Below are 18,247 nucleotides of genomic sequence, written 5' to 3'. Positions count from 1 at the left end.
CGGGGTGTTTCCCGGTGATCGTGCTGACCAGAGCCGGTGTGTGCGCTCGCCTGGCAGGGCTGGGCGGTCCCGCTTGGCAGTGCGGCGTCGTGTTCTTCACACCGCGCCGCCCAGGCCCGGCCGTCGAGCCCGCTGGGCCCGGGCGGCAGGAGGACAGGAGGGGCAGGAGGATCCGGATGGCGGGACAGAACCGTGCGGCGTGTCAGGAGGCGGTCCGAGCCCCTGGCGGACTGCAGGCCGCGTCGGGCTTTCCGGCTGCGTCCGCTGCCGGAGACTCCGGTCGGTTATCCGCGTGGCGGACGGGGACAAAGAGAAAAAATTTGTGATGAGGGAACCACAGCGGCGGTCCAGGACTCACAAAGAACGGAACCGTACAACTGGTTGGTGGTTGTCCCGCACGGTTTGTAGTCAATCTGTGATTATCTGTGAGATTGCTGCTCTCGGTGCTCAATGTTTCCCGGTGGGGCACCACCGTCGGAAGAGATCACCAGGGAGATGGACAGTTCGTGAAAACCCCCCGCATTGCTGCCGCAGCCCTGCTCGTCCTCGGACTCACCGCTTGCTCGGTGTCGACCGGACCGGACCAGATCGGATTGGAGTACGACGCCGGTCCGTTCTCCTCCACCACGTTCGACAACTGCATCGGCCCGGGGCAGCGCGAGTACTACGGGCCGGGTGACCTGGTCTACATCTACCCGGGAGGCCAGCGCACGCTCACCTTCAGCTCTGCGGAGCACGCGGAGATGTCCCAGGCTGTGGTGGTGTCCAACGACGACCTGGAGCTGACGGTCGAGGGAGTGGTCACCTTCACCCTCAACCCGACCTGCGAGGTCCTGCGCGAATGGCATGAGCGCATCGGCCTGAAGTACGAGGCCGACACCCCGGAAGGGTGGGTGGAGATGCTGGTCACCTACATCGGCCAGCCGCTCAACCGTGCCCTCGACGACGCCACGAAAGAGTACTCCTGGCGCGACCTCTACACCTCGGCGGAAGCGAAAGCCGAGTGGGAGCAGAAGGTCGGGGAGCTGCTCTCGGTCTACATCGCGGAGCAGAGCGGCGGCGGTGACTTCTTCTGCGCCCCCAACTACACGGGGGCGGAAGACCAGGAATGCGGCACCCCGCAGTTGACGATCCAGCAGCCGATTCCGCCGGAAGACGTGCGTCAAGCCCTTACCCGGGCGCAGACGGCGATTGAGGAGACCGCTGCCCAAGAGGAGGAGAACAAGCGGGTCGAAATGGAGCTGGAAGCGATCAAGCAGCTCGTCGACGTGCTCGGCCCCGAGGGCTACATCCTCTACGAGGCGTTGAAGGACGGGAAGATCGAAGTGGTGCCCGTGCCGCAGGGAGGCGCGGTCAACATCACTCCGCGTCGCGGAGAGTGACCGTTTCCGTGCGGGTTCCCCGGTCAGCGAGGAAAACGCGGGCGAGACAGGGGTTGATCGGGGGCCCGCAGTCGACCACTATGTGACGTAGATTACTTTTCTCTCGGTGAGTGGTGTCTGCCTGCGGTGATGGCAGTCGCGGTGTCGGACTACGCGGGTCCTCCCCGATGCCGCGGTCGTCCACTCCACGGCGAATGCCGATGTGGCGGTCGGTTGAAAGCGGGCCAGGACGGACGGGGCAAGCCTCCGCACGTCCTGGCCCGCACCACTCTCCGCATTCCTCTCGCAACACCGCGAACGGGGCGCCGGGTATGGCGGTCAAGCGGGAAATACCGGTAGAACGGTCGATATGAGCCCCACGAACACGCTCCCTGTCGTCTGGTCCCGGCTTGACGTCGCCGAGGGGCTCTGTGTTGGCACCCTGATCACCGAACGGTGCGGATTCCGGCTGGAAGCCGGCGAAGTCGTCGCGGGCGCCCGGGAACGCTACTCGTGCCGGTTCAGTGTCTCCACCGACCTGGCATGGCACACGCGCACCGCCCGGGTAGACGTCATCGACGCGCAAGGAGCACGCGTCCTCGAACTGGTGAACCGCTCCGGACAGTGGACGGTCAACGGTGAGGCAGCCCCCGAACTGGACGGCTGCGTCGACGTCGACGTGGCTGCCGCACCGCTCACCAACACGCTTCCCATCCGCCGCCTGGGCCTGGCCCCCGGAGAACACCGCGACATCCACGTCGCCTGGGTGGACGTGCCCACGTTGAAAGTGATCCGCATGCGGCAGCGCTACACGCGCCTCCCCTCCGCGGAAGGCCTGGACCGCTACCAGTACCGCGACTCCGGCTACGGGACCTTCGACCTGACCGTGGACCGCAACGGGATCGTCGTCGACTACGAGCACCTGGTCCGCAGGATCGCCTGACCGCTGTCCGCCCGGACCGCCCTCGGCCGCAGCCACCACCCGGCATCCGCTCCTACCCCTGGGACAGCAGCCGCCCCAGCCGTGCCACCCGGATACGGGGCCGTCCACGATAGGTCAATCCCCTGATGTGCGCGTGACCGCCGTGTGGTTGCCTGGAAAAGATTCCCCTCTGGAGGTGAGCAACGGTGAGGACACGACGGGATGACCATATCCGCTGGCTTCGCGTGGAAGGCGCACGGATGGCGGAGGCTGCCGCGGCGGCGGGCATGGACGCGAAGGTCCCCACCTGCCCTGACTGGCGGGTGCGCGACCTCCTCCAGCACACGGGCAAAGTCCACCGTTTCGCTGCGCTCGTGGTCAGCGAGCAACTACCCCAGCGCCCGCGGGGAGAACAATACGCGGCGCAGATCTGGAACTGGCCGGACAGCGACGACGAACTCCTCGACTGGTTCCGGGAAGGGCACGCGCGGCTCATCGACGTGCTGAAGAACGCGGACCCGGCCACCCAGTGCTGGACTTTTCACCCCGCACCCTCCCCAGTGGAGTTCTGGGCGCGCCGCCAAGCCCACGAAACCACCATCCACCGCATCGACGCTGAGACAGCGAACCGCGCCCCCACCCCCGTCTCCGCAGGGCTCGCTGCCGACGGGATCGACGAGATCCTCCGCAACTTCTTCACGTCCCGCAACCCGGTCGTCACCGCGGAACCGCCGCGGACTCTCGCCGTCCGCGCCGTAGACACCGGGGACGCATGGCTGGCCACCATCGGACCAGAAGGAGTGTCGACCGTGCGCGGCTACGGCACAGCCGACTGCACGGTCACCGGTAACGCCAGCGACCTGTACGCCCTGCTGTGGAACCGGCGCGACCCCCACGGGCTCACCGTGGCGGGGGACGTCTCAGTGCTGGGCCTGTGGCGCAGCCAGGCACACGTGGTCTGGCCGTGGGAGTGACCCGTGGCCCCCACCAGTGGTGCGGACCACGGGCCCGGTACTCCGCTCGCTGCGGCGGCTAGTGCGCGCCGCGGGCCAGGCGGCTCGGCCACCACATCGCCCGGCCCACGTCGATGCTGAGCGCGGGCACCAGGAGGGACCGTACGATCAGCGCGTCCAAGAGCACGCCGAACGCCACCAGGAACGCCAACTGCAGCAGGAAGAGCAGCGGCACCACGGTCAACGCGGCGAAGGTAGCGGCCAGCACCACACCGGCCGAGGTGATGACCCCGCCGGTGACGGTGAGACCGCGCAACACCCCTTCCCGGTGGCCGAAGTTGACCGCCTCTTCCCGCACCCGGGTGACGAGGAAGATGTTGTAGTCGATGCCCAAAGCCACCAGGAACACGAAGGCGAACAGCGGCACCCCGGGGTCGGCGCCCGGCAGGTCCAGCAGGTGGTTGAAGACGAGCGCGCCCACCCCCAGGGCCGAGCCGAACGACACCACCGTGGTGATGATGAGGAGCACCGGGGCGACCAGCGACCGCAGCAGCACGATCAGCACCAGCAGCACGACGGCCAGCACCAGCGGCACCACGACGTAGAGGTCCCGGGTCGCCGTGTCCAAGGTGTCGAGGGACTCCGCGGACGGGCCGCCCACGAGAGCGTTGGCGCCGTCCACCGCGTGCACGGCGTCCCGCAGCTCCCGGGTGATCTCCACGGCTTCAGTGGATTCAGCAGGCTCGCTCAGCGACGCTTCGAGCAGCACCCGGCCGTCCACAACCTTCGGCTCGGCTGCTGTGTCCTGCCCGCCTGCGACCCCGGGCGGGGGACCGTCCGCGCCGCCCTCCGAACCGCCTGCAACTCCTGGGGGCGGCCCACCCTGGGCCCCGTCCTCACCGGCAGGCGGCCCGCCCGGAGCACCGTCTTCCCCGGCGGGCGGTCCGCCCGGCATCTCTGGTGCTTCGGTGAGCGGCGTCACCTCGGTCACCCCGTCCACGCCCTCCGCGGCTTTGATGACCTCGTCCATGTGGTCGGCGTCTGCGATGATCACCGCGGGCTGGGCGGTCACCGCGTGCCCGAACCCGTCTTCCAGCACTTCCTGCCCGACCACCGAATCCACTTCGGTGCGGAAGATGTCGAAGTCCGATGTGCCTTCGGCACGGAACTGCGGCACGAACGCGGCCGCGGCCAGCAGAGCAACCGCCGTCGCCACCCAGTAGCGGCGAGGGTGGCGCGACACCGAAGTCGCGATCGCACCCCACAGCCGGTGGCGACGCAGCACCGTCTCCGTAGGCTCCGTGTCTTCGCTCGCCTCCCCTTCGAACACGGGACGGAACGGCCAGAACGCGACCCGACCCAGCAGGAGAAGCACCGCCGGCAGGAAGGTGAGCGCCGCGATCAGCGCGGCGGCGATCCCGATCGCAGCCACCGGTCCCAGTCCACGGTTGGATGCCAAGTCGCTGGCGAGCAGGCACAGCACCCCGAGGATGACCGTGCCGCCGGAGGCGAGGATCGGTTCCACCGTCCCGCGCACAGCCGTGCGGATCGCCTCCAACGGGCGGGCGTTCTCCTGCAGGGTTTCCCGGTAGCGGGAGACCAGCAGCAGCGCATAGTCCGTGCACGCCCCTACGACCAGGATGAACAGGATGCCTTGGCTCTGCCCGTTGAGCTGCACCCACTCCTCTGCCGCAGCGACGTAGACGAGCGCCGCGGCCAGCACCAGGGCAAGCATCGCGGTGAGGATGACCACGATCGGCAGGATCGGGGACCGGTAGACGGTGATGAGGATGATGAGCACCGCGCCGAGCGCCACGAACAGCAGGGTGCTGTCGATCCCCCCGAACGCAGCAGACAGATCGGCGACAAGCCCGGCGGGGCCGGCCACGTAGACGTCCACCCCGTCGATGGGCTGCTCGGCGAGGAGCTCCCGCAGCTCTTCGACCGCGTCCCCGACGTCCGCGTCCTCGCGCAACGGGACGACGACCTGGGCGACAGAGTCGTCTTCGGTGCCCACCATCGGGCCGATCGCCGCGCCGTCGGAGATCTCCGGGTGGTCTTGGATCACCGCGACGTGCTCGCCGATGGCAGCCAACTGCTCGTCGGTCAGCGTGCGGTCAGCAGAGTAGGCGATGATCGCTGGAACCCGCTGCTCTTGGGCGAACTCCTCTTGGATCCGGCTGACCTCGGTGGACTCGGCGCTGACCGGGAGGAAAGAGGATTCGTCGTTGGTCTGCACTTCGGTGAGCCGACCCATGAAGGCGCCTAGCGGGCCCGCGCCGAACAACCAGACCAGGATGAGCAGAATTGCCGCGCCATACCAGGCGCGGCGGCGTAACAGTGAACGCTGCCCGGAAGCAGCAGGCCCGGGCGGGGTGTCACCAGCCGCCGACCGGCTCGTGTGTTGCGGCAAGGGTGGCTCCTCACATGTAGCACCAACGGGAAAACAAGGGCTATGCCAGTGCGGGATCCGGTGCATGCCGCCGCTGGCTGCGACCGGACGCGGGGGACATCACACCACATCCCCTCCCGCGTGATACGGGCCACATTGGTCGGCGGGGTGTGCTGCGGCGTCAGGACCGCACACGCCCTTGCTGTCCCCCCGTCACGATCACCGTCTCGCCAGCCCGCCGCGTGTCCCCCTCCTCCGACAGCGCGGCCGCACTACCGGCACAGCCGGACCAATCTACCCACCGTGGAACACCTGCCACTCGGGGGAACCGCGGGTGGACACCGCTGTCCGGGCCCGCTTTTCCACTGCGGCACGGGCAGGCCGCGGCCGGGAAGCATCCCGCGGTTCCGCTCATCCCCGGCCGACAAAGAACGGGCGCGCCCGCCGCGGCGGTTCCGGCACCCACCGCGGGTTCCGGGACCTCCAGTACGGGTTGTCGTAGGGCAGGCGGCCGCTGAACCTCCCGTACATGCCGGACGTCAACAGCACCATTCCGGCCACAAAGCCGCAGATCACGTCCGAGATGCGCAAAGCGAGCAGGTTGTGCGGGGTGTCCAGTACCAGCAGCGCGCCCAGCCCGCCCAGCACGAGCACCGCGCCCACCGCGATGTTGACCGTGGAAGCGACCGTGCCGCCGACGATCGCTCCGCCGACGAGAAACGACCCGACAGCCACCATGAGGAACCCCAGTGCTTCCGCAGCCGAGACCCCCGGGACCACCTCGTGGTCGACGGCGAACCCGACACCGTGGCCCGCTGCCCCGAGGAGACCGGTGATGATCAACGGCACGGCGACCGCCACAGCACCCCAGCGGTAGACGGCGTCAAGCCGGCGGTCAACCGCCCGACTCGTGTCAAGCCTCATCCCTCTCCCTCCTGACAGGCCCCCTCTACCCAGCCGAAAAGCGGGATAGCGGAAAATCCCGGAAGGAGCGGGGAATGGTTCTCTGGGCATCAACCAGAGGCGGATGCGCTCCCGACAGCGCAGACGGAAAGGGTGGATATGGGAGCCGACACGTCAAACAAACCCGAGTTCAAACGGTCGCCGAGCCACTTCGTCGACCGTATTACCGCGGACGGCTCCGAAGGGTGGCCGGTAGAGGCGGGACGGTACCGGCTGATCGTCAGCCGGGCCTGCCCGTGGGCCAACCGGGCGATGATCGCCCGCCGCCTCCTAGGGTTGGAATCCGCGATCTCCCTCGCCGTGGCCGACCCTATCCAGGACGAACGCAGCTGGCGGTTCACCCTCGACCCGGACGGCCGCGACCCGGTGCTCGGCATCCGCTTCCTCGCCGAGGCCTACTACGCCCGCGACCCCGAGTACACCGGCGGGATCAGCGTTCCCGCGATCGTCGACATTCCGAGCGGAAAACTCGTCACCAACGACTACCTGCATATCCCCGCGAATTTCGCCACCGAGTGGCGGAGCCTCCACCGTGAAGGCGCACCCGACCTGTACCCCGAGCCGCTGCGGGACGAGATCGACGAGATCAGCGAAGTGATCTTCCGGGACGTGAACAACGGCGTCTACGTGTGCGGTTTCGCCCGCACACAGCAGACCTACGAGCGGGCGTTCACCGCCCTGTTCACCCGGCTCGACGCTCTCTCAGAGCGCCTGTCGCGGCAGCGGTACTTGGTCGGCGACAGCATCACCGTCGCCGACATCGCGCTTTTCGTGACCCTCGTCCGCTTTGACGCGGTCTACCACGGCCACTTCAAGTGCAATCGGAACAAACTCACGGAAATGCCGGTGCTGTGGGCCTACGCCCGCGACCTGTTCCAGACACCGGGCATCGGCGACACCGTGGACTTCGACCACATCAAACGGCACTACTACGTGGTCCACCGCGACATCAACCCGTCGGGGATCGTGCCGTTGGGACCGGACCTGTCCGGCTGGCTCACCCCGCACGGCCGGGAAGAACTGGGCGGCCGCCCGTTCGGGGACGGCACCCCGCCGGGACCTCCCCCAGAAGCGGAACGCATCCCCGCCCAGTGGTGACCGTCCGTCAACGGGCGGGTGCGCTGCCGCGCCTGCGTCCGGCATCACGCCACGCGAAGGGGACCGCGGCGGTGATGAGGAACGCGGCAGCACCGTAGGCGCCGGGAATGGACACGGCCTGCGCGATGAGCCCGGCCGAGACCGACCCCGCCCCGGTGCCCGCGTCGAAGGAGACGTTCCAGGCCGCGCTGGCCGTGCCGTGGTTCTGCGGGCCAGCGCGGTGGAACATCACGACCATGGCGTCGTTCTGCACGGTGCCGAAACCGAACCCGTAGAGCGCCGCGGCGGCGACAGCCAGGACCGGGAACGCGGCGACCGCGACCGCGAGGCCCGCCATTCCCGCGGCGCACAGGATCGCGCCGGGAACGAGGAGGCGTCCCGCGCCGTAGCGGTCGCTCCACGCCCCCGCGCACCACCGTCCCGTGGTCATCGCGGCAGAGAGCGCGAACAGGGAGGCCGAGACGATCACGGTGTCCACTGCCAGCGGCAGGAACGCGGTGGCGCCGCCCAGGGCGCACGCGGAGACGAGCATGACCAGGCAGGGCGCGGTGAGCGGGCGGAGCGGAACGCGGCGGGAACTCGGCTGGTCGGCTTCCGGTCGGCTGCCGTAGGCCGTGCTCCGCCGGGTCATCCCGCCGACGAGGAGAGCAGCCAAGGAACTAGACAGCCCTGTGACCAGGAAGACGGCGGGAAAACCGAACGTGTCCGCCGCCCACACTCCTAGCGGAAGAAACCCGATCTGGGGGATGCCGACGGCGACCCCGTGCCACCCCACAGCCCTGCCGCGCTGGTCAGGAGTGGTGAGCTCGGCGACGAGCGCGCTTCCCACCACGGTGACGATGCCGAAGCCGAGGCCCCGCACCGCACACACCGCCAAGATCCACCCCAGGTCCGCGGAGAGCGGGTAACCGAACGTCGGCACGCCGAGCAGCAGCGCCCCGGCGACGAAGAGCCGGTACGGCCCCCACCAGCGCAGCAGGCGGCTCATACACACCTGGATGCCGACGGTTGTCGCCATGGTCACCGCGGTCGTGGTGCCCACCCCGCTGTGGTCCGAGCCGCCCACCGCGGCCCACAGCGGGACCACGGACAGCAGGGGCGCGTAGTTGGTGAACACACCGACGGTCGCCGCCAGCAGGAGAAGGAAGTCCCGGTCAGCGAGCGGACCACGGGACCGGACATCGCTGCCTTCGCGCTTCCGCAGGAGGAAAAAAGCCATGGCTCCTTGGTACTGGGTGGACGCAACCGGAGACGCACCGGGGTGAGCGGTGGTGCTGCCGTGATTCGTCGGCGGTGCGGGCATGGCCGGGGGAGCTGTGGGTAGCTGCGACTACCAGCAACCGCACAGACCCGAGACGAAGAGGTGGGCGGCAATGGCCTATGAGACCGCGCCTTCCGAGGCAGGTGGACGGTCCAGCGGAGCGAAAGAGAAAGCAGGGGAGGTTGCCGACCAGGCCCGCCAGTCCACGGGAGAAGTCGCCGCGACGGTCAAAGAGCAGGCCCGTGAAGTCGCTGGCGAGTCGCGCACCCAAGCCCGGCACGTAGCCACGAGGATACGCGACCAGCTCGACGAAGAGACGTGGACCCAGGCCCAGCGGGTCGCGGAGATGGTGCGTGAATGGTCGGACGACCTGGCGGCGATGGCAGACCAGACCGAGGTCGACTCGCCGGTACGGGATGTGGTGCGGCAGGTCGCCGAGCGGGGACACCGCACCGCTGACTTCCTGGACCAGCGCGGCCTCTACGGAGTCGCCGATGAGATCCGGGGGTTTGCACGGCGACGGCCGGGACTCTTCCTCGCCGGGGCTGCCCTCGCCGGATTCGCGGTGGGGCGGCTGGCCAAGGCGGTCACCAAGGAGTCGCAGGAGGAAACAGCGGAGCCTTCGGCCGTCGAGAGTTCCGGCCCTGGACCGGTGCGGACCCCTCCGCCCCGCCAGGAGGAGTCCGCACCCTCTGCCGAGGAGCCGTAGGGCTCCCCCGCACACAGGCGAGCACGCAGAGAGGACGTGACATGGCTTCACCGCAGATTCCGCAACAGAGCACTGGCTCGCGTGTCAGCGCACCGCAGCAGCGGGACGAAGCCTCGCTGGGCGAGTTGATCAGTGAGGTGATGAACGACCTGCAGACCCTGTTCCGCCAGGAACTGAACCTGGCCAAAGCCGAATTCCGGGAAGAAGGGGTCAAAGCAGGAAAGGCCGCGGGGATGCTCGCCGGAGCAGGCGTGGCAGCACTGCTCTTCCTCGGCTTCGCCAGCCTTGCCCTGGTGTATGCGCTGGCGAATGTGATGGACGCCGGGTGGGCGGCGCTGATCGTGGCCGTGCTGTGGGGGATCGCCGCCGGAGCGCTGGCCTTCGTGGGCCGCGCCAAGATGCGCGACGTCTCCCCGAAGCCGGAACGGACTATTGAGACGCTGAAGGAGGACGCGCAGTGGGCCAAACACCCGAGGAGATAAGGAACGACATCGAAGTGACCCGCGCGGAGCTCCGCGACGACGTGGACCGGATCGCCCAGCGTGCCAGCCCTCGGGGGATGGTGCGGCGGCGCATCGACCAGCTCCGCGGCGCATTCCGCACTCTCAAGGAGCGGGTGATGGGAACCTCCCCGGACCAGGCAGAAGCACAGGAGGCCGGGCAGCGGGCCCAGGAGTACGCTGCCTCAGCTAAAGAGAGCGTCCGCAGCGGGGCGGGCCAGGCGTCGGAAGCGGTGAAGTCGATGCCGGGCCGGACTGTGGAACGCACCCAGGGGTATCCGCTGACCGCTGGACTCATCGCGTTCGGCGCCGGACTGCTCGCGGCGTCGGTGATCTCCGACAGCCAGACGGAACGCGAAGCGGCCCGCCGGATCAAGGAACGGATAGGCGGCGCAGTGGAACCGGTCAAGCAGTCGCTGACGGAGTCCGCGCAGCGGGTCGGGGAAGAAGCCCAGGAGTCCACGCGGCAGGCCGCCCAGCAGGTGAAGGAGTCCGCGGCGCACGGCGGGCAGGCGGCCCGGGACACCGCTCAGCGGGAAGCCCAGCGGGCCCGGGAGCACGTCCAGTAGACCGGTTGCGGAGCGGACGTGCCGCAACTCCCGCGGGCGGCGTTTCCCGAGTGGAAAAAGAAGGGGCGCGGCACTGGGCCGCACCCCCGGCTGGCGGAGACGGTTAGTCAAGCAGCGGGATCAGCGCCTCCAGCCAGTTCTGCGCGATCTTGGCGTCCCCGGAAGCGTTGGGGTGCACCCCGTCGTAGGTGTCGGCGTCAGTGTCGAATCCGGTCCACTGGTCCACGACGATGACGGGGGACTGGGCGGTGCTTTCGCTGGCCGCCCACGCGGGGATCGCAGCGTTGAGGGCTTGCACGCCCTGGGCGCAGGTGGCGCAGCTTCGCGCCGAGTCCATAGGGATGATCTGGGCCACGAGGATCGTCATGTTCGGGTTGTTGGCCCGCATCTGACTGACCAGCGTGCTGTAGGCGTCGAGGATCGTCTGGGTGGGCAGAGAGCTCCAGACGTCGTTGGTGCCGAAGTGCATGAGCACGATGTCGGGGTTGGTGGCGGACAGCCAGGTGGACAGTTGTCCGCTGCGAGCCAGGTTGGTGACCAGCATGCCCCCGTGGCCTTCGTTTTCGTGGTCGTAGGGGAAGCCGCAGCCGTCGCCGGCGCGGGAGCCGACGAAGTCGATGTTGGTGTATCCGGCGTCGGTCAGGTCACGCCACAGGAGGGCCCGCCAGCAGCCGGGGGAGCCGGTGATCGAGTCGCCCAGCGGCATGATCCGCACCGGTTCGCCCGGGGTTCCAGGACCGCCGGGCTCATCGGGGCCACCGGGCTCGTTAGGGCCGCCCGGGGTGCCGCCGCCCGGGGCGTCGAGGAAGCACGCGATGTCGGTGGGGAGGGAGGAGGCGCCCGACCCCGTGCCCTGGAAACCGAAGGACGCGCTGCCGCCCACGGGGAGCGACCCGTTCCACGAGGCGTTGGTGGCGGTCACTGTGGAGCCGTTCACGGACAGTTCGGCGTTCCACGTGTTGGTGATGGTGTGACCGGACGGCAGGGTCCACTGGACCGTCCACCCGGTGGCGGGCGTTCCGCTGGTGTTGGTGACGGTGACGTTGCCGACGAAACCGCTTCCCCAGTCGCTGGCAACCGTGTATTCCGCAGAGCAGCCGTCGGCTGCCGAGGCTGCCGGGGCGCCGCCGATGACGAGCGTGGCCGCTGCTACCACCAGTGCGCTGCACGCGCCGGTGACCGCACGTGCCCAGGTACGGGACATGAAAGACTCCTCAAGGTCGCTTCCCCTCCCTCCTCCAGGATTGGAAAGCACCGTGAGTGCAGGTGTCGATACCCGCTGTGAATGCTAATGGCCGGTAGCTCGCGGTGTAAAGAACGGGCAAAGCGAACGTGAGGGAGCACCCCGGCAATTAGGGCTCTTCGGCTTCGTCGTGCAGCACGGGTTTGCGGGAAAGCGACGGCAGCGGCCGATAGGGCCGGTGCCGGAAGGCAAGGAAAAGCCAGAGTGACGCGAGGAGCAGACTCGCCGCGATGTGGGGTTTGCCGCTCCCCACCAGCCCTGCGGCGAAAAGGACGAGCACCACTATGACCAGGGCCCCACGCGCCCGGTGGCGCAGGGCCCGCTGCGACGACGCCATCCGGACTCCTGTCTTCTCAAAGTCCGTTTGGGACTGCACCGTTGTTCAACCAGCCGTGCCGGGCGCACCGCAACGGCTGTGTGTCTGCTGCCCCGCCCGCGTCGAACGCAAACGTGCCCGCTGCCCGTGGGACCAGAGGGAGCCTGCGCCGGACAGCGGGGGACTAGTCGCGTTCGATGGTCGTGGCCAGTGGTTTCTCTTTGACCAGGGTCAACAGGGCGGCCGCGACGAGACCCAGCGGGGAGAGCACCAGGAACAAGGGGATGAGAGCGTCATTGTACGAGTCGATGACGACCTGGCGGAGAGAATCGGGCAGTCTGTGCACCAGCTCGGGGGTGAGGGACGACGTGGTGCCCCCGGAGGGGAGTGCGGCTCCCCCGGGAAGGCGTTCCGTCAGGAAGTCCATGAGGCGCACGGTGAAGAGGCTGCCCACGATCGCCGAGCCCAGGGACGCCCCGATCTGGCGGAAGAAGTTGTTGGCGGCGGTCGCCGTCCCCACCTGGGAGAGCGGGAACGCGTTCTGCACCATCAGGACGAGCAGTTGCATGCTCGACCCCAGTCCGATGCCGACGACGACAAGGTAGCCGCAGATGGCCCAGATCGGCGTGGTGGGGGTGACGGTCGACAGGAGCAGGAGCCCTGCGGTGACGATCAAGGACCCGCCCACGGGGATCCACTTGTAGCGCCCGGTGCGGCTGACGAACTGTCCTGTGCCGATCGAGGTGACCAGCAGGCCGCCCATCATGGGGGTCATGAGCAGGCCCGCCACGGTGGCCTCGGTCCCGGTGGCCATCTGCACATAGGTCGGGACGTAGCCGAGGATGCCGAACATCATGAGGCCGGTGAGCAGCCCGGCAACCGTGGTGAGGACAAAGGTGCGGTCGCGGAACAGGTGGAGCGGGATGATGGGTTCAGCGGCGCGGTGCTCGGCCAGGATGAACAGGGCGGAGGAGACCACGGTGCCGAGGATGAGGCCGATGATCACCGGGGAGTTCCAGGTGTACTGACTGCCGCCCCACGTGCTGGTCAGGATCAGGCAGGTGGTGGCAGCGGCCAGGAACGCCATGCCCCACGCATCCACGTGCAGCCGTTCCGGACGCGGCCGGGGCAGGCGCAGGAGAAAAGCTGCGGCGGCCAAGGCGAGCAGGCCGAGGGGAATGTTGATCCAGAACGCCCAACGCCAGCCGATCCCTTCGGTGAACCAGCCGCCGAGGAGCGGACCGGCAACCGAGGAGACCGCGAATACCGCTCCGATGAACCCCGCATACCTGCCGCGCTGCCGGGCCGGGACGATGTCGGCGATGATGGCCTGGGACATGATCATCAGACCGCCGCCGCCGAGCCCTTGCACGACCCGGCCCGCGATCAGCCAGTCCATGGTGGGGGCCAGACCGCCGATCACCGAGCCCGCGATGAAGAGGGAGATGGCGGCGAGGAAAAGGCCTTTGCGGCCGATGAGGTCGCCGAGTTTGCCGTAGATCGGCATCATGATGGTCGACGCCAAGATGAAGGCCGTCATCACCCACAGCATCTGGTCGACACCGTTGAGCTCGCCGACCATGGTGGGCAGGGCGGTACTCAACACGGTCTGGTTGAGCGAGGCCAGCAGCATCGCCAGCATCAAGGCGAGGAAGATCAGGACGACGCTGCGCCGGGTGATAGGGGCCGGGCTTGTCTCGGAGGAGTCCGAGCGGGCAGGCACGGTCATTGGAGCTTCTGTATCACCTTTCTCAGTAATTCCACCGTCTGGTCGAAGTGGTGTTCGGTTTCCTCGAGGGATGCGGCGTGGTGGTCCGCGGACTTGTGGATGGCGAAGCGGATGGCGCCAGCGCAGATCGCGACGATCATGCGGGCCGCGTCTTCGATGTCGAGGGAGCCGTCGCTGAACCGGGGGTCCGACTCCAAATGCCGGGCCACGATGCGGCCTAGCCGCTGTTCGACGAGGGAGAAGCGTTCAAGCTGGCGGCGCCGGAGCTGCGGGTAGCGGATCACGGCTTCCCGGATCTGGTCGCGGGTGTTTCCGCTGAGCGTCGCCGAGAACACCGAGCGGACCAGGTTGGTCACGTCCGCGAGGAGGTCGCCCGTGGGTTCGCGGTCCATGAGGGACTCCATTGCCGCGTCCTCGGCGACGCTGTCCTGGACGTCCCGGAGGCCCAAGATCGCGTCTTCCTTGGTGGGGAAGTAGTTGAAGAACGTCCGTGGGGAGACGTTGGCTTCGGCGCTGACCTCCGCGACGGTGACGTTGTCGATCCCGTATTCCAGGGCGCGGCGGAGGGCTGCCCGGTGGATCGCTTCCCTGGTCTGCCGCTGTTTGCGCGCTCGAAGGGTTTCGCCGCTGGACCGTGCCGTCTTTGCCTCACTCATGGGGGTAGTTTGTCACTCACAAAAAATTGCATGAATGCAATCTTACACCTGAGCAATGATGCATGTCTGCAAAAATCACCCTCAGTGGTGTGATGTTCCCGATACGGCTTTGGTCTGCAGGCACAGCAGCGCAGCCTCGGGGGACACAGGGGAATCCGCTGGTGCGTGGGGTCTTCCAGGCGGTGTCGGCTCTCCAGTGCGGTAGGCGTCCCTGGGACGCCAGGGTGCTGGCGTGGGGGAGCAGTCGATCATGCCGGCGCGTGGAGTGCACCGCAGCACATCCGGTCACAGTTGTTCCGCTATGGGAAACCCCTACGGGCAGGTCCGCTGAGGTGCAGGTCTCGTTGACCGTTGTCCGTGGCTCTTGCGCTCAATCACCGGGAGGCAACTGCGCAACAAGTCCGGGATGAGGGCTTTTTCAGGGCGGTGCAGACCAGCGCCCAGGCGGGCGCGGAAAGTGCCGAGTACTGCCTCAAAGTCTGAAGCGCGGAACAGGTGGGCGCGAATGGCTGCTGGGCGCATGCTGCTGGCCCGCGGTGTTTCCGTCGGTCAGTTTTCCTCTGCGGCTGCGAGAAGAAGTGTCACCGACACGGTTTCCGTAAGTGAAATATCAGTTACGGATAGTGATATAAAGAGGTCGCTGGGGTACCACCGATCTCTTGCAAGGAGCACCGATGCGCATTTCCAGAATGGCTGGCATCGCAGCAGCGACCACCGCCCTCGTTGCCGCCGCGGCAGTTCCGGCAGCCGCAGACACCACGGCGAGCACGACGACGACCTTTGCGGTGACCGCTGCGGAGCTGGCCATCACCGCTCCCACGACCGCGACCCTGCCCGACGCGACCCCTGGAGGCTCCACCTCCGGTGCCCTGGGCACGGTCAGCGTGACTGACGGCCGCGCCGCGCTCGACGCGAGCTGGGTCGCTACTGCCACCCTGGACGCGCCGTTCACCACCGGAACGGGAACAACGCCGGAGACGATCCCCGCGGCGAACGTCACCTACGATCCCGGGGCCGCGATCGACCCCACTCCGCCCGGGGAGTTCACTCCTGGAAGCCCGGGGACCCTGGACTCCCCTGTCACCGCGATGAGCCACACCACCGGCTCGGGAGCCAACTCGGTGTCCTGGAATCCGACACTGACCATCGCAGTCCCCAGCGGGGCTGTTGCGGGCACCTACACCGGCACGGTGGTGCACTCGGTTGCGTAGCCCCGTGCGAGCCGGTGTGATGACCGTCCTCGCCGCACTGCTCGGCCTGGCCGCTGCGCTGCTCGTTCCTGTCCACGCCAGCGCGGCGGCCACGCCGGCCCGCCCCGCGGACGGTCAGGGAAACATCGGCATTCAGCTGCTGGAAGCCCCGGTCAACCGCAGGGACGACCCGAGGGCGCACCTCTACATCGTCGACCATGTCAAACCGGGAACCACCATCGAACGGCGGGTGAAGGTCAGCAACGACACTGGGGAGCGCCGCCAGTTCGAGCTCTACCCCGCCTCCGCGGAGATCAAGAACGGCGCGTTCACTTTCGCCCCGGGCCGCACCGCCAACGAACTGGCGGAATGGACCAGTGTCGCTCCTGAGAAACCGGTCCTCGACCCCCACGAGAGCATCGAAGCGACCGTCACCATCGCGGTTCCCGAGGATGCGGCGGAAGGGGAACGCTACGCCGTGGTGTGGGCGCAGAGCAGCGTCCCGCCCGACGAGAAGCACAATGTCGGGCACACCCACCGAGTGGGAGTGCGGATCTACCTGAGCGTCGGGCCAGGCGGGGAGCCTCCCTCAGATTTCGAGATCACCGATCTCACCGCACAACGCGACGATGAAGGCCGCCCCAGCATCATCGCTCAGGTCCGCAACACGGGTGGTCGGGCTTTGGACCTGCGTGGCGAACTTCGCCTCACCGAAGGCCCCGGGGGGTTGAGCGCGGGACCGTATCCGACTGGGACTGCCGTCACCCTGCAACCCGGCGAGACCGGGAAGGTCGCCGTGCCGCTCACCGAAGAGCTGCCGGATGGACCGTGGCGCGCGGAACTCCTCCTCCGAAGCGGCAAGGTGGAGCGCACGGCTGCCGCCGAGGTGGTCTTCCCAGAACCGGGAAGCGTCGTCAGCCTCACCCTCCTGCGTGCCTGGAGCGATCTGACGTGGTACGTCGTCGCTGCAGCCCTGATGTTCGCGGTGTTTACCGTGGCGTTGGCCCTGGTAGTGCGACGGAAGCGGCTCAGCGTCCCGGCCCGGGACTGATCGGCGATACAGGTGTCCGCACCGCTCACTCCCCGGTGCGGCGTGCCCTCGGCAAAGCCAGACAAAGGAGGTGTTCGCCCAGACACACACTCTTTCGATGACGGTAGGGCCCTCTTGCTCCGTAGTTCCGTCCAACGGGGCAGGAGGGCCCGTCATATTTCGGAATAGAGAAGGGAATTGTCTCGATGTTTGCCCAGAAGGTCCGGGCATCTACACGGCCTTCCGGCTGGTGAATTCTGTGAAAAATACGCCATCTATTGATATGTCTGACTTTGGGAACCATTGATCAGATTGGGGATCAGTGGAATCACCAGTCTCCTTAGCCCGGTGTTGACACTCCAATAATCCAATCGAATATTTGACCGCAGATCGGAAAATCCAGAAAAGTCCGCAATGGTTATTGGAGTGGAGAGATGAGAGCGCGCGCCCTGGAGCGCCGTGCAGCAACCCTCCTCGCCGGTCTGCTGGCGGCAGCCCTCCTGATACCCGTCACTTCGAGCACAGCCGTTGCCGCCTCCGGCACCGGCCCCTACCCGGCGGAATACGTGACCACCCTGCGGCTGCGGAACCACACCATCTTCCGGCCGGCCACTTTGCCCAGCAACGAGAAGCTGCCCATCGTCGTGTGGGGGAACGGCGCCTGCCTAGCCAACGGCACGATGTTCGAGAACATCCTCCTCGAGTTCGCCTCCCACGGCTTCCTCGTCATCGCGAACGGCCGCCCGAACGGCTTCGGCCGGACCGATGCCGCCATGCTGACCGAGGCGATCGACTGGGCGATCGAAGAGAACAGCCGCCTGCTCAGCCCGTACCGCGGCAAACTCGACACCACCAAGATCGCGGCCATGGGGCAGTCCTGCGGCGGCCTCGAAGTCTACGAGATCGCCGACGACCCGCGGATCACCACGACCGTCCTGTGGAACAGCGGCCTGCTCAGCGACCGTGACAACCACCTGCTGACCCACCTGCACGCCCCCATCGCCTACTTCACCGGCGGCCCCAGCGACATTGCCTACGCCAACGCCGTCGACGACTGGGGGCGCCTGCCCGCCGGACTCCCGGCCTTCATGGGCCACCTGGACGTCGGCCACTACGGCACTTTCGGCCAGCCCAACGGCGGCGAGTACGGCCGGGTCGGTGTCCAATGGCTGAAGTGGCAGCTCAAAGGCGACCAGAATGCCCGCCAGCAGTTCGTCGGACCCCACTGCGGCTTGTGCACCCACCCTGAGTGGGATGTGGCGCAGAAGAACCTCGGCTCAAGGGTTCCCTGACCCCCACTGGCTGTGGACTTCGCCGGCAGCGGAGCGGATTACGCCCGGCCCCTGGCCGTCGGG

General features: G+C 67.7%; 17 protein-coding genes. 10 read left to right on the top strand and 7 right to left on the bottom strand.

Going from position 1 to position 18,247, the window contains the following annotated elements:
* The first annotated feature begins 506 nt into the window (after positions 1-506).
* From TFU_RS14935 to TFU_RS14925, 3 genes are all read left to right on the top strand, one after another.
* On the top strand, positions 507-1,382 hold the full coding sequence (locus TFU_RS14935) for an SPFH domain-containing protein (RefSeq protein ID WP_011293417.1): 876 nt from the start codon (positions 507-509) through the stop codon (positions 1,380-1,382).
* Positions 1,383-1,731: 349 nt separating this feature from the next.
* Positions 1,732-2,304 carry a putative glycolipid-binding domain-containing protein gene (locus TFU_RS14930; RefSeq protein WP_011293416.1) on the top strand — a complete coding sequence of 191 codons (573 nt, stop codon included), beginning with the start codon at positions 1,732-1,734 and terminating at the stop codon, positions 2,302-2,304.
* Between the two features lie 185 nt (positions 2,305-2,489).
* On the top strand, positions 2,490-3,257 hold the full coding sequence (locus TFU_RS14925; protein ID WP_011293415.1) for a maleylpyruvate isomerase family mycothiol-dependent enzyme: 768 nt from the start codon (positions 2,490-2,492) through the stop codon (positions 3,255-3,257).
* Positions 3,258-3,315: 58 nt separating this feature from the next.
* On the opposite strand, the gene TFU_RS14920 is transcribed toward TFU_RS14925, so the two are convergent.
* Together TFU_RS14920 and TFU_RS14915 are read right to left on the bottom strand one after the other, a co-directional pair.
* Entirely contained in the window at positions 3,316-5,649 is a 2,334-nt protein-coding gene (locus tag TFU_RS14920; protein WP_011293414.1) for an MMPL family transporter, read from the bottom strand.
* A 390-nt stretch (positions 5,650-6,039) separates the two neighbouring features.
* On the bottom strand, positions 6,040-6,552 hold the full coding sequence (locus TFU_RS14915) for a hypothetical protein (RefSeq protein WP_011293413.1): 513 nt from the start codon (positions 6,550-6,552) through the stop codon (positions 6,040-6,042).
* Positions 6,553-6,690: 138 nt separating this feature from the next.
* On the opposite strand from TFU_RS14915, the gene TFU_RS14910 reads away from it, so the two are divergent.
* Entirely contained in the window at positions 6,691-7,689 is a 999-nt protein-coding gene (locus tag TFU_RS14910; RefSeq protein WP_011293412.1) for a glutathione S-transferase family protein, read from the top strand.
* A 7-nt stretch (positions 7,690-7,696) separates the two neighbouring features.
* Here TFU_RS14910 and TFU_RS14905 read toward each other — a convergent pair whose 3' ends face one another.
* Entirely contained in the window at positions 7,697-8,908 is a 1,212-nt protein-coding gene (locus tag TFU_RS14905; RefSeq protein WP_016189407.1) for an MFS transporter, read from the bottom strand.
* A 154-nt stretch (positions 8,909-9,062) separates the two neighbouring features.
* Between TFU_RS14905 and TFU_RS14900 the strand changes: the two genes are divergently transcribed.
* The 3 genes from TFU_RS14900 to TFU_RS14890 are packed head-to-tail and all read left to right on the top strand — an operon-like array spanning position 9,063 to position 10,728.
* Entirely contained in the window at positions 9,063-9,659 is a 597-nt protein-coding gene (locus tag TFU_RS14900; RefSeq protein WP_011293410.1) for a hypothetical protein, read from the top strand.
* A 41-nt stretch (positions 9,660-9,700) separates the two neighbouring features.
* The gene (locus tag TFU_RS14895) at positions 9,701-10,141 is read left to right on the top strand and encodes a phage holin family protein (protein WP_011293409.1); all 441 of its coding nucleotides are present in this window, start codon (positions 9,701-9,703) and stop codon (positions 10,139-10,141) included.
* Positions 10,117-10,728 carry a DUF3618 domain-containing protein gene (locus TFU_RS14890; protein ID WP_370492218.1) on the top strand — a complete coding sequence of 204 codons (612 nt, stop codon included), beginning with the start codon at positions 10,117-10,119 and terminating at the stop codon, positions 10,726-10,728. The genes TFU_RS14895 and TFU_RS14890 overlap by 25 nt, the downstream gene beginning before the upstream one ends.
* Before the next feature lie 103 nt (positions 10,729-10,831).
* Here the strand turns inward: TFU_RS14890 and TFU_RS14885 are convergent, their stop codons facing one another.
* The 4 genes from TFU_RS14885 to TFU_RS14870 all read right to left on the bottom strand — a co-directional run bounded on the left by TFU_RS14885 (position 10,832) and on the right by TFU_RS14870 (position 14,672).
* Positions 10,832-11,932: a cellulose binding domain-containing protein gene (locus TFU_RS14885; RefSeq protein WP_011293407.1), complete on the bottom strand. Its 1,101-nt coding sequence runs from the start codon at positions 11,930-11,932 to the stop codon at positions 10,832-10,834.
* Between the two features lie 148 nt (positions 11,933-12,080).
* Positions 12,081-12,308 (bottom strand): hypothetical protein, encoded by a 228-nt coding sequence (locus TFU_RS14880; RefSeq protein ID WP_016189404.1) that lies wholly within the window; start codon positions 12,306-12,308, stop codon positions 12,081-12,083.
* 163 nt (positions 12,309-12,471) lie between these two features.
* The gene (locus TFU_RS14875) at positions 12,472-14,016 is read right to left on the bottom strand and encodes an MDR family MFS transporter (RefSeq protein WP_011293405.1); all 1,545 of its coding nucleotides are present in this window, start codon (positions 14,014-14,016) and stop codon (positions 12,472-12,474) included.
* A complete protein-coding gene (locus tag TFU_RS14870; RefSeq protein WP_011293404.1) occupies positions 14,013-14,672 on the bottom strand; it encodes a TetR/AcrR family transcriptional regulator in 660 nt (219 codons plus the stop codon). The genes TFU_RS14875 and TFU_RS14870 overlap by 4 nt, the downstream gene beginning before the upstream one ends.
* Positions 14,673-15,346: 674 nt before the next feature.
* Between TFU_RS14870 and TFU_RS14865 the strand changes: the two genes are divergently transcribed.
* The 3 genes from TFU_RS14865 to TFU_RS14855 all read left to right on the top strand — a co-directional run bounded on the left by TFU_RS14865 (position 15,347) and on the right by TFU_RS14855 (position 18,184).
* The gene (locus TFU_RS14865; protein WP_011293403.1) at positions 15,347-15,883 is read left to right on the top strand and encodes a hypothetical protein; all 537 of its coding nucleotides are present in this window, start codon (positions 15,347-15,349) and stop codon (positions 15,881-15,883) included.
* Entirely contained in the window at positions 15,876-16,913 is a 1,038-nt protein-coding gene (locus TFU_RS14860) for a DUF916 domain-containing protein (protein WP_234351640.1), read from the top strand. Before TFU_RS14865 ends, TFU_RS14860 begins: the two co-directional genes overlap by 8 nt.
* Positions 16,914-17,326: 413 nt before the next feature.
* Positions 17,327-18,184, top strand: a complete 858-nt coding sequence (locus tag TFU_RS14855; protein WP_011293401.1) for a hypothetical protein — start codon at positions 17,327-17,329, stop codon at positions 18,182-18,184.
* The last annotated feature ends 63 nt before the right edge of the window (positions 18,185-18,247 follow it).

Origin of the sequence: Thermobifida fusca YX (assembly GCF_000012405.1) — a bacterium.
Classification (GTDB): domain Bacteria; phylum Actinomycetota; class Actinomycetes; order Streptosporangiales; family Streptosporangiaceae; genus Thermobifida; species Thermobifida fusca.
The sequence above is the reverse complement of the archived record's forward strand: the minus strand, read 5'-3'. Positions and strand labels throughout refer to the sequence as shown.

Excerpts from the sequence above, each read along its gene's own strand:
- TFU_RS14930 (WP_011293416.1), top strand. The coding sequence starts at position 1,732 with ATGAGCCCCACGAACACGCTCCCTGTCGTCTGGTCCCGGCTTGACGTC.
- TFU_RS14915 (WP_011293413.1), bottom strand. The coding sequence starts at position 6,552 with ATGAGGCTTGACACGAGTCGGGCGGTTGACCGCCGGCTTGACGCCGTC.
- TFU_RS14910 (WP_011293412.1), top strand. The coding sequence starts at position 6,691 with ATGGGAGCCGACACGTCAAACAAACCCGAGTTCAAACGGTCGCCGAGC.
- TFU_RS14905 (WP_016189407.1), bottom strand. The coding sequence starts at position 8,908 with ATGGCTTTTTTCCTCCTGCGGAAGCGCGAAGGCAGCGATGTCCGGTCC.
- TFU_RS14900 (WP_011293410.1), top strand. The coding sequence starts at position 9,063 with ATGGCCTATGAGACCGCGCCTTCCGAGGCAGGTGGACGGTCCAGCGGA.
- TFU_RS14895 (WP_011293409.1), top strand. The coding sequence starts at position 9,701 with ATGGCTTCACCGCAGATTCCGCAACAGAGCACTGGCTCGCGTGTCAGC.
- TFU_RS14885 (WP_011293407.1), bottom strand. The coding sequence starts at position 11,932 with ATGTCCCGTACCTGGGCACGTGCGGTCACCGGCGCGTGCAGCGCACTG.
- TFU_RS14880 (WP_016189404.1), bottom strand. The coding sequence starts at position 12,308 with ATGGCGTCGTCGCAGCGGGCCCTGCGCCACCGGGCGCGTGGGGCCCTG.
- TFU_RS14875 (WP_011293405.1), bottom strand. The coding sequence starts at position 14,016 with ATGACCGTGCCTGCCCGCTCGGACTCCTCCGAGACAAGCCCGGCCCCT.
- TFU_RS14870 (WP_011293404.1), bottom strand. The coding sequence starts at position 14,672 with ATGAGTGAGGCAAAGACGGCACGGTCCAGCGGCGAAACCCTTCGAGCG.
- TFU_RS14865 (WP_011293403.1), top strand. The coding sequence starts at position 15,347 with ATGCGCATTTCCAGAATGGCTGGCATCGCAGCAGCGACCACCGCCCTC.
- TFU_RS14855 (WP_011293401.1), top strand. The coding sequence starts at position 17,327 with ATGAGAGCGCGCGCCCTGGAGCGCCGTGCAGCAACCCTCCTCGCCGGT.